Here is a 9,466-nt window from a genome sequence, read left to right on the forward strand (position 1 = left end):
CGCGGGACCGCTCGACGTGCGGAGAAACTTACTGCGCGAGTGCGCGCTTCATGCCGCGTTCGACTGCTGCGATGATCTGCGGACGCAGTTCTGCGGCAGGGACGATCTCATCCACCGAGCCGACCTCTCGGGCCCGCTGGATGTTGTGGATCGCTTCGAATTCGGATGCCACTTCGCCGAGCTTGTCGGAGCGGACGGCGATGCGCTGAGCGTTCAGTTCGACGCGCAGGTGTGCTTTCTCCGTGTCGTCCTTGGCTGCTGCCAAGTCTGCTTCCAGTTGCTGCACCTTCGGGTCGTTGTTGGTGCGGGTGTTCACCTCACGGGTGAAGACCACTGCGGCGGCGGGGGCGCCGCCGAGTACCGAGGCGAACGAACCTTCGACAGCAAGAACTTCCATGTTGTCGTTGAGCGCACCGGAGAATACGACGAACGCGCCGCCGTGGTAGCGGGAAACGACGCAGAACACGATCGGTCCGTCGAAGTTGACGATGGCGCGGCCGATCTCGGCGCCGTACTCGAGCTGGATGTTGCGCAGTGACTCCGGTGAACCGTCGAAGCCGGACAGGTTGGCCAGCACCACGATCGGACGGTTGCCGCTCGCAGCATTGATCGCGCGGGCAGTCTTTTTCGACGAGTTCGGGAACAGCGTTCCCGACGTCCAGGTGTCGGGACCGTCGGCGGGGAAGTGACCCTTACGCGGGATCGCGCGGGATTCGATGCCCACCACTGTGACCGGATGTCCGGCGAGGTGCGCGTCCAGAACGACAGAGGTGTCGGCGCCGGCCATGTCGGCCCAACGCTCGAGAACCGAGTGGTCCTGGTCGACCACCGACCGCATCACGGTGCGAATATCGAAGGGCTTCTTGCGATCCGGGTTCTTCGCCGAGGAGAAGATGTCGCCGACCGTCTCGAAGTCGCTCGACGGGTGGGTGTGCGGGAAGCTACGCACGTCGCGATCGACGGGGTCCGTCGTCGCTGCGCGACGCGGGAACCGTTCGCCGGGAGCGAGGTACGAGTGTGCGTAGTGACGGAACAGGATCTCGCACGCCGCAGTGAGGTCGGGGGCCCAGTACTGCGCCTGGCCGTTGGGGCCCATGACGCGGTCGTAGCCACCGATACCGAAGTTGTCCTCGGCCGACACGCCACCGGAGTAGTCGAGAGACTGCTTGCCGGTCAGCACCATCGCGCTGTCCGGGGTCATCACCAGAATGCCCTTGGTGTGCATCAACATGGTGGCTTCGGCGTTCCAGTAGGGCTGAGCGCCGACGTTGATTCCCGTGACGACGATGTTGATCTCGCCACCGTTCTGGGTGAAGGTGATGATCCGGCGCAGGCCACGGGAGACCCAGTCCATGTTCTCGGTGCCGCTCTCCATCGAGATGGTGGCACCCGAGGACAGCGCAAACCACTCGACCGGAGCGTTCAACTTCTCGGCCAGGTCGATGGCAGCGACCACGCGTGAGCATTCGGCCTCGGCCACGGTACCGAGCGCCTTGGTGGGGTCACCGAAGAGCGCGACACGGGTCATTCCCTCGGGATAGCGCGGCGTCGGAGTGTTCACGAGGCCGACGACGATGCCGGCCTTGTTGAGCCCGTACGGACGCTCGACAGGTGAGAGGACGCCCGCTTCGTCGAAGTCGTGCTCGACGAAGGTGCCCTTGGTGCCGGTCAGGAGCGGAATCAACTCGTACGGGTACACCGTGCCGCGTGCCCGCGAACTCTGGACCTTCTGGGCGTACGCGTCGAGGGGGAGCAGCGGTTCAGTGGGAGGCGTGGTCTTGTTGATGACCACACCGGCACCTGCGCGGTAGGAGAATCGCAGCGCAACTTCCTTGGGCGCGCCGCCCTTTCGGTCCTTCAGGCGGGTGATGAGTGTGATCTCTTCTAGCCCGGCGCCGACGGTCAGTCGGGCTGCGTTCTGAGCGATCACGGAGAAGCGTTCGCTGGGAACGTCGGCGACCGGCCACACGTAGAGCACGACGCGGTTGGCTGCCAGTCGACGCTTGTCTCCGCGCTGGGACTGCGCACGGCGGATGCCGTCGAGGCACGCGGCAAGTGTGCGCTCGATGGCCGGAAGCGCAACCATCTGGCCTTCGTCGTCGAGCTGCGGTGTCACGTCACGGATTTCCGCGAGAGCGATCAGGCGCTCGTCCTTCGGGTTCTCCTTGGCGGAGAGGTGGAACAGGTAGGTGTTCTCCGGAGCCGGCAGACGCTTGCCGTTGAAGTTCTTCAGGCGCCACATGTCCAGACGCTGACCCGTGAGCGGATGCATGTCGCGGATGATGTTGTCCTCGACCAGTTCACCGTCGATCGGGCGGAAGGTGACCCAGCGGACCGGCTCCCCATTCGGATTGCAGATGATCACAGTCGCGCGGCGGGACCGGGTGATCGTCTCGTTGCGCGAGAGTTCGGTGCGCAGCGTCTCGACGAGCGTGTCGCCGTCGGCGGGCTGATTCGGCCAGTCGAGGTAGATGTCGACTACCAGGCCGCGACCGGATGGAGCATCCTGCGCGATTGTGGCGACATCGTCGAGAGCCGTTCCGAGAGCGTCGAATTCGGCCACCGTCGAGACGAGATGTAGCCCGTCGCCCTTGAGGTCGAAGTTACCGGTCACGAAACGGCGGTCGACGTGCTCGAAAACGCGGACGTCTTCGAAGGAGTGAATCTTGTAGTAGCGACGCGTGATGACCTCGAGTAGAGGGCCGCCATCGCGGTTGCCAAGGCCGATCTTTCGACCCAACAGGTCCAGGAGCGGTTCGGGAGTGGCGACGAGGTTGGCGATTCGCTCGTCGAAATCGGCAGCGTCCGGCTGCTCTTCGAGGTAGGCGAGGTTGCCGCGTACTCCGTCGTAGACGTCTTCGCGAACCTTGCGGATGCGCGGCTCGTCGAAGAACCGGAAGCGAAGGTTGCGGGCGACGTCGCCGATGACGGGGTAGCGGACCTGCGTCGCGACGATGAGTCGATCGAGAACCTCGTTGAGCTCCTGAGCCGAGCAACCGGGAGCCTTGTCGCCGACCAGCCAGCCTTCGAGAAGTGCTGCAATGACCGGGATCTGGGCTTCCATGCGCTGCAGAGCCAGGAAGAGTCGGTACACCGCTTCCTCGACGGCCTGGCGATCTTCCAGATCGGTGACGTCGTAGTGGCGAAGTGCCCGTTCGAGTCTCGTGCGGAACGACGCCGGCAAACCTTCGCGCTCGGAGTCGAGTGAGTGCAGGAAGGTGTGGAAGTGCTCGCGGGGGCTGTGGACGGATTCGTCCTTCGCGGACTCACCCGAGGTGGGCTTGTTGCGCGAGAGTTCGCAGATGTCGGCGAAGGTGGTCAGCACAGCCAGTTCGGCCTGTACCAGTTCGCGGTCCTCGGATTCGAGTGCGCTGCGAAGTGCGTCGTACTCGGCCAGAACAGCATTTGCGTGCTTACCGCTGACGTCGTAGCCACTGATCATCGCGGTCAGTGCTTCGAGCTGTGCCAACGCGTCGTCGCGGGCGTCGGAACCGGAAGTTGCTGCCGGAAGATCGAATTGGACTCGCGGAGCCTTCTCCGTGACAGCTTCCTCGCTGACCTGGTCGACGCGCAGGAGCGGCGCGCCGGCATCGACCTGAGAGTTGACGGTAGCGAGAACTTCACGCACCTTGCCCGCGTACGGTGCGCGAACTGCGGTCTCCATCTTCATGGATTCGAGTACGACCAGGGTGGAGCCGGCTTCGACGTCGTCGCCGACCGCGACCGGTACAGCCACCACGACGGCGGGAGCCGGCGCGCGGACCACTCCGGCGTCGTCCTGGCTGATCTGGTGGCTGATGCCGTCGACCTCGACGAGATAGCGAGCCGGGCTCACGACGGAAACGACGTGGAAGCGCCGATCACCGATCACCAGCCGTGACTCGAAGTCGCCGAGACGATCGACGTCGACCTCGATGTCGCCGGCGTCTCCGTCGACGCGGTAGCGGTGCGGGCCGATACGCCCGACGGTCAGTTTGTATGCCTGACCTTGGTAGTTGAGCTCGACGGTACGGCCGATCGCGTGATTGGCGCGGGGACGGCCGCCACGTGCCGAGGCGAGGAAGGCCGCACGCTCGAGGGACTCCTCGGCGTCGTAAGCATCGATGGCGGTGGCGATCAGTGCGACGTCCGCGCGGCGAGTGGTGCCGGTCAGGGCGCCTGTGCGGTCGAGCCAGCCGGTATCCGCGGATGCCGAGATGACCTCGTCGCGATCGAGTAGATCGAGGAGGAACGACTTGGTGGTGGTGCCGCCGTCGAGTACGACTGTGGTTTCACGAAGGGCGGTATGCAGGCGCGCAAGTGCCTCGGAGCGGTTGCGGCCCCAGGCGATGACCTTCGCGACCATCGAGTCGTAGTCGGGCGGAATGACGTCCCCGGCAGCGATGCCGGTGTCGACCCGGATGCCGGAGCCGAGCGGGAACTTGAGGAGCTGAACCGTGCCGGGTGCCGGCGCGAAATCGTTGTCCGCGTCCTCTGCGTTGAGGCGGGCTTCGACGGCGTGGCCGAATGCGGGCGGGCAGTCACCGACCAATTCGTCACCACTGGCGACCAGAATCTGCAGTTTGACGAGGTCGATTCCGGTGGTGACCTCGGTGATCGGGTGCTCGACCTGCAGACGGGTGTTGACCTCGAGGAACGTGAAGAGCTTGTTCTCGGGCTGGTAGAGGTATTCGACCGTGCCTGCGCCCTGGTATCCGGCTGCCTTGACCAATTCGGCGGACACCTTCTTGAGGTGGTCAGACTGTTCTTCGGTCAGGACGGGGGAGGAGGATTCTTCGATGACCTTCTGGTTGCGACGCTGAATCGAGCAGTCGCGAACGCCCGGAGCCCAGACATTGCCGTGGTTGTCGGCGATGACCTGTACCTCGACGTGGCGTGCATCGGTGACAAGCCGTTCGAGGAAGACGACGGGGTCGCCGAAGGACCGCTCTGCTTCGCCCTGCGTGCGCTCGAGTGCAACTTCGAGTTCGTCTTCGGCCCAGACCTTGCGGATACCGCGTCCACCGCCGCCGCTTCGGGCCTTGATGATCAGGGGATATCCGATGGACTGAGCATGACGACGAGCGTCGGCGCGCGTTTCGACCGGTCCGCCGCTCCACGGGGCGACAGGTACGCCGACCTTCTCGGCCAGGATCTTGGCGGCAACCTTGTCGCCGAGCAGGCGCATCGCGTCGGCGCTCGGGCCGATGAACGTGATGCCCAGTTTCGCGACGATCTCGGCGAAGGCGGGATCCTCGGCCACGAAGCCCCAGCCGACCCAGACTGCGTCGGCCTTGGCCGCGAGGAGTGCTCGCTCGAGTTCGGCGTAGTCGAGATACGGGCTGCCGGTGCCGGTGCTGCGCAGGGTCACACCCTCGTCTGCCTGGCGGACGAACATGGCGCGGCGCTCGGCCTCGGTGTGCAGTGCAATGACGCGAATGCCGTAGTCGTGTTCGGCGTTCAGTTCGCGTACAGCCCTGATCAGCCGGACCGCGGCCTCACCTCGATTGACCACTGCGATTCGTTTGAACATTGTCACTGCCACCGTCCTTGATGAGATTCTTCGTCACGTACGTTGCGATATGAGCCGACCGTGTCCCACATACCCGGATTACCTGGTTCGTGAACTACGCCGCGATGCGCTGTGTTTCCCCCGGTTGCGCGTCGGCAAGTGATTGCCCTTCCGGTTCGTAGAGTCCCCTGCGCTCAGGCACGGCGTGCCTTGTACGCCACCCTGCAGGCGTGGACTCAGAACCGCTCCAATCACGAATCAGCAACATATTGTGTCTGCTTCCAGGGAATCCCTGGTTTATCTAAGAATGCAGTATGTCGACGCTCATGTCACCTGGGCGAATTGAAGAATATTAGTCAACGTGAACCACGGTTACACTTATAGTGTTAAATCATTGCAGTGCAATGGAATTCGGCCCTGTGACACGGATCACGATGGTAATGAAATTGGCAAGAAAGTGAATACTCACTGGTAACAAAATCACGTATTCGGAGAATTCTCCCGATTGCTCGATTATTACTGATCGGTACTACTGGCGAGTATTTTCTATGTCCCCTCGGACCGTATTCGAGAAATCGCCTTCGATGGTTGCAATGTGCTGTGTGATCGCGTCGAGTCCTGCGGGAGGGAGCTGCAATGCGTTGGCGAGAGCAAGCGAAGCCCGCTTGAAGTGCTCCACGAGTGGTTCGTACTTCGTGACCAGCCTCAGCCTGTCGGTCTCGCTCAGGTACTTCACGCTTCCCGCGTTGTCGACGAAGTCGCTGAACTTCACGAGGAACACTGCGGGATCCGCGATCGCGCGGATGACGTGATCCTGGTAGCCGGTGGTGTTGTCGTGCGGGTAGTCGATTGGATTGGTCACTGCCTCAACAAGTTCGGAGATTCTGTGGCCGAAGTGCGAGGCGATGAGTGTTGACGCACGTTCTTGCGCTTCGGATGCGGACATGTCGTCCGCAGTCCGGCCACCGAGGAGTGCGATGACGGCGTGTGGTCGGTCCTCGACCGTGTCGTGAAGCGCGGTTGCGCTCAGGATCTCGACATCAGAGCACCCGTACCGAAGCAGTCGCAACACATTTCGTAGGGGATGAACGATGTAGGGATCCTCGTCGGACTTGATCCCGTTCTTTCTGAACTGATCGAGGTGCGCGAGGGTCGCGACCTCCATGGCGAGTCGCAAGGTTTCACCCGGGAGTGCCATCCCGTCGACGGCGCTCTCGATCGCGAAGACCAGCGTCGCGGCGTCCATTTCCTTCAGGGGTAGCTGGTCGAATGCAGATCTGATCGGGTCGGAGTGGCTCATGGCGAACAGCCTTTCGTTTGGTGTAGGTGTCGCGACGAAAGTCTTTATGAGAATCTGCCCTCGAACCGTGGTCGTCACCGGGTGTGGGGCGGAAGTCAGAATCATCTTGATTCTATCCGGCGACTACGACAGCAAGTGTTCCTAGCGTTGTGATCGAGGTGGGCGGGGAATTTCGGTCGCCTCCATCACTGGCAGACTTGGGTAGGAAGAGGTTCGATGACCACGGAGGCGACCCTGGCGTCGTTTGTCGAGACGGTTGACACGGATGTCGACATCCATCCACTGGACGATCCTGTGCGACAAGGTCTTCGCGGGCATCATGCGCAATTCGCTCACTGGGCAGGGAGAGTTGCGCGATACGACCCGACAGTCGCTCCGTTTGTCGGTCATCCGCCCGAGTTGGACGCCGAAGACTGGGAGAACCTACGCACACTCGTAGGTCCAGGCGGCACAGTAGGTTTACGAGGATTTGATCATCAGCCGCCGGAAGGGTGGCGCGTTGTGGATCAGTTCGGCTCGGTGCAGATGGACGGTTCAGCACTCGATGTCTCCGTTGATCCATCGGTCGAACTTCTCGGAAGGGGCGACGTTCCCGAAATTCTGGCGTTGATCGAGCGCACCAAGCCCGGACCGTTTCTTCCTCGTACCGTCGAGATGGGGAGCTACTACGGCATTCGCGTCGACGGAAGACTTGTTGCCATGGCGGGGGAGCGGTTGCACCCTCCGGGATGGACGGAAATCAGTGCGGTGTGCACCGACAGCGACTTCCGAGGTCGAGGCCTGGGTACGACGCTGATCCGTGCCGTCGCTGCCGGGATTCGCGAACGCGGCGAGCTGCCGTTTCTCCATGCAGTGCAATCGAATACGAATGCAATCAGACTCTACGAATCACTGGGGTTCGTTCTTAGGAAGAGATCCCGGTTGACCGCGGTGCAGGCGCCTGCCTGATCGAATTCTCGCCGACGCCTGTGTTTCGGGCGCTCGGCCACTAGTCTGAACAAATGACAGTCGATCAGGCGTTGGACAGTGATTTCCTCACTCTTGCTGATCCGTACCGCCGCGAGTTGCTGGCGCACTGCTATCGCATGATGGGGTCGATTCACGACGCCGAAGACCAGGTCCAAGAGACGTTCATCCGGGCTTGGCGCGGGTTCGACGGTTACAAAGGCCAGTCGTCGCTCAGGACCTGGCTCTATCGCATCGCGACGAACACGTGCCTGACCGCGTTGGAAGGGAGATCGAGGCGTCCACTGCCGACCGGCCTTGGTGCACCTAGTTCGGACCCGGCCGACGATTTGATCGAGCGCAACGAGATTGCCTGGTTGGAACCGATCGCGGATTCGGCATTGGGCGACCTCAATGATCCCGCCGTCATGGTGGTCAATCGCGATTCGGTCAGGCTTGCGCTGGTTGCCGCGCTGCAGCACTTGTCCGCTCGCCAACGTGCGGTTCTGGTTCTGCGTGACGTTCTGCAGTGGAAGGCGTCAGAAGTTGCGGAGGCCCTCGACACCACAACCACTGCGGTGAACAGCCTGCTGCAGCGGGCTCGCGCGCAGATCAATCACATCGGGCCCACTGAGGACGATCTCGTGGAACCGACTACCGAGGCTGCCCGGAAGTTGCTCCGCGACTACGTGCACAGCTTCGAAAGCTACGACGTCGAGGCAATCGTTGAGCTGTTCACGCGGGAAGCCATCTGGGAGATGCCTCCGTTCGAGGGTTGGTACCAGGGCCCCGAGGCAATCGGGCAGCTCATCGGAACCAAATGCCCGGCCGACGGACCAGGAGCGATGCGGCTGCTACCGACCGCCGCCAACGGCCAGCCGGCGTTCGGCCTCTATATGCGCGAGCCCGATGGGGTTCACCGTGCTTTCCAGTTGCACGTTCTCGATGTCACCGAGTCCGGGATCTCGCACGTGACGTGTTTCTTCGATCTGAGTCTGTTCGCACGTTTCGGATTGCCTGCAGAGCTGTAGGGGCAAGGAGTTGCGCGAGCCCTCCGGTATGGAGGGACCCGCGCGCCTACTCGTTACTGCTGTTGTTCTGCGTTACTGCTGGGGAACAGTCGCAGCCGGGTCCATCCACATGACCTCCCAGACGTGATTGTCGAGGTCGCGGAACGCGCGTCCGTACATGAAGCCGTGATCCTGGGGTTCCATCCACTTGCTAGCGCCGGCAGCGATCGCCGCGTCGACGAAGGTGTCGACTTCCTCCCTGCTGTCGGCCGACACGCACATCAGTGCTTCTCGAGCTTTCGACGTGTCACAGATGTCGTCGGCGATGAAGTCCCCGAAACGGGGTTCGTTCAGGAACATGACCGTGGCGGAATCACTGACGATCATCGAGACAGTGTTCTCGTCACTGAACATGTCGTTGAACTCGAAGCCGAGGCCGCTGAAGAACGCCCGGGTAGCGGCGACGTCCTTGACCGGCATGTTGACGAAGAGAAGACGAGACATTGGGTGCTCCTTGAAGTCGGTTGACTGATTACTGAACGCTTCGGTTCCTGTTGGTTCCTGCTCATACAGACCGCAGTGGGCGCAGAAAGTCATCGCAAGAGGCAAAAATTCGAGGAAACTATCGGCTGTTAACCCGAGTCAGTGCTCTGACCTGGCGATTTGGTGTTGTGTTGATCTTCGCGTAACTTTGTCCAGGTCAGAGCGACACGGACACCG

5 protein-coding genes are annotated in these 9,466 nt (G+C 62.2%); 2 read left to right on the forward strand and 3 right to left on the reverse strand.

The window, feature by feature from the left end; all coding sequences use genetic code 11:
• Window positions 1-28: 28 nt before the first annotated feature.
• Both R4P70_RS09595 and R4P70_RS09600 read right to left on the reverse strand, forming a co-directional pair.
• Window positions 29-5,512: a carboxyl transferase domain-containing protein gene (locus R4P70_RS09595; RefSeq protein WP_317830747.1), complete on the reverse strand. Its 5,484-nt coding sequence runs from the start codon at window positions 5,510-5,512 to the stop codon at window positions 29-31.
• A 508-nt stretch (window positions 5,513-6,020) separates the two neighbouring features.
• On the reverse strand, window positions 6,021-6,791 hold the full coding sequence (locus R4P70_RS09600; RefSeq protein WP_317830718.1) for a hypothetical protein: 771 nt from the start codon (window positions 6,789-6,791) through the stop codon (window positions 6,021-6,023).
• 216 nt (window positions 6,792-7,007) lie between these two features.
• On the opposite strand from R4P70_RS09600, the gene R4P70_RS09605 reads away from it, so the two are divergent.
• Complete coding sequence (locus R4P70_RS09605; protein WP_092763263.1) at window positions 7,008-7,739, forward strand: GNAT family N-acetyltransferase; 732 nt, start codon at window positions 7,008-7,010, stop codon at window positions 7,737-7,739.
• Window positions 7,740-7,792: 53 nt separating this feature from the next.
• Window positions 7,793-8,767, forward strand: a complete 975-nt coding sequence (locus tag R4P70_RS09610) for a sigma-70 family RNA polymerase sigma factor (RefSeq protein ID WP_317830719.1) — start codon at window positions 7,793-7,795, stop codon at window positions 8,765-8,767.
• 72 nt (window positions 8,768-8,839) lie between these two features.
• On the opposite strand, the gene R4P70_RS09615 is transcribed toward R4P70_RS09610, so the two are convergent.
• On the reverse strand, window positions 8,840-9,250 hold the full coding sequence (locus tag R4P70_RS09615; protein ID WP_317830720.1) for a VOC family protein: 411 nt from the start codon (window positions 9,248-9,250) through the stop codon (window positions 8,840-8,842).
• Between the last annotated feature and the right edge of the window lie 216 nt (window positions 9,251-9,466).

The sequence above is a fragment of the Rhodococcus sp. IEGM 1241 genome (assembly GCF_033142365.1).
Taxonomy (GTDB): Bacteria; Actinomycetota; Actinomycetes; order Mycobacteriales; family Mycobacteriaceae; genus Rhodococcus_F; species Rhodococcus_F erythropolis.

Bases quoted from the DNA above. Each gene is read 5' to 3' on its own strand.
- R4P70_RS09615 (WP_317830720.1), bottom strand. From the start codon at position 9,250: ATGTCTCGTCTTCTCTTCGTCAACATGCCGGTCAAGGACGTCGCCGCT.
- R4P70_RS09605 (WP_092763263.1), top strand. From the start codon at position 7,008: ATGACCACGGAGGCGACCCTGGCGTCGTTTGTCGAGACGGTTGACACG.
- R4P70_RS09595 (WP_317830747.1), bottom strand. From the start codon at position 5,512: ATGTTCAAACGAATCGCAGTGGTCAATCGAGGTGAGGCCGCGGTCCGG.
- R4P70_RS09600 (WP_317830718.1), bottom strand. From the start codon at position 6,791: ATGAGCCACTCCGACCCGATCAGATCTGCATTCGACCAGCTACCCCTG.
- R4P70_RS09610 (WP_317830719.1), top strand. From the start codon at position 7,793: ATGACAGTCGATCAGGCGTTGGACAGTGATTTCCTCACTCTTGCTGAT.